The organism is Clostridium nigeriense, assembly GCF_050585245.1.
In the GTDB taxonomy this organism is placed as follows: domain Bacteria; phylum Bacillota; class Clostridia; order Clostridiales; family Clostridiaceae; genus Clostridium; species Clostridium nigeriense_A.
Genome location: NZ_JBNOOF010000034.1, coordinates 1 through 1,373, shown reverse-complemented (window position 1 = coordinate 1,373; position 1,373 = coordinate 1). Strand labels below are relative to the sequence as shown.

At 31.2% G+C, this 1,373-nt stretch carries 1 pseudogene; it reads left to right on the top strand.

The window, feature by feature from the left end:
* Positions 1 to 1,373 (top strand): annotated as a pseudogene (locus ACQPUY_RS17680) (hypothetical protein); the annotation flags it as partial.

Below are 1,373 nucleotides of genomic sequence, written 5' to 3'. Positions count from 1 at the left end.
ACTGTAGCAAGTGATGATGGTGGAATAACTATAGTAGGGCCTACAATGCAATTTAAAGATAAAAGCAATAAAGTTAGAATTCAAATGGGGCAAGATACTCAAGGGAATTTTAACTTTATTTTGCGTGGGGAAGATGGTACTACAACACTTATAGATCATACTGGAATAAAAGAAAAAGCAATTGCAGATGATTTAATAAAATCCAATATGGTTGCAGCAGATGCGATAGGAGAAAAGCAAATTAATTATAGTTCTCTTATTACTGGACTTAATAAAGACACTAATACAAGCTTAATACAAGCTAGTAAAGTTGCAATAGACTTTGTAGGACAAAGTTTAGAAGTAGCATTTAATACTCTTAAAACTAATGTAGATGGTATTAATTCCACTGTAGAAAGTAATACAACTGCAATAAATGTAGCACAGGGCGAGATAGAGGGAATAATTAAAGAAAGCTCTGTAGTTAAAAATGATATAACTACATTAAGTGATAAATATACAAATATTAAGACTACAGTAGATGGAGTAAACATTACAGTATCTAAGCATGAAAGCAGTATAGAAAATATAAATGGTGATGTAAGCACTTTAAAAACTAAAGTAAATACAGTAGAGCAAAAAGTAACAGCTACAGCGATTACAACTACAATAAGCAATGCTATAAATGCAGGAACAAGTAGTATAACTACTACACAATTTGTAATGGATAAAACAGGATTTACAGTTAAAAACGGAGCTATAAAGATACAAAATAAAGCAGGAACAAATGTATTAACGTCTGATACAAGTGGAAATCTTACTATTACAGGAACATTTATTAATAAAAATAGTAATGGTGTAAAGGCAATAGAAATAAATAATACAAATATATATTTTTATGATTGGGAAAGAAATGCAAGAGAACTAGGGATAATATACAGTTCTTATCTTACAGACTACCCTAATGTAAGAGGATTTTCCTTCGCACACAACCAACAAGGATACATGACTTTGGGGTATAGAACTGGAAGTAACTCTTTTGGAAGTTATATGACATTCGATAAATATAGTATAAATCCAACTTATGCAGCGCCTATACGAGTGCATGAAAGTGCTTTATTCCACGGAGCAGTAAATTTACAAGATAGAGTTTATATACCAAATAAATTACTTTTTGAAAGTGGCTATAGTGCAACTACACCTCAGATTTTTAAGAATACAGGGGATAGTAGAAATATATTATGTACTCAAGTTTCTGTTAATGCTGCAAATGATGGGTATATGATCCAAACAAATACAGGAGGAGTCTTATTCTCTATATTAGCAGGTAGAAGTTATCCTGCTTTATTAAATACACATACACAAGTTAGTGGGAATTTTACAGTTACAGGCTC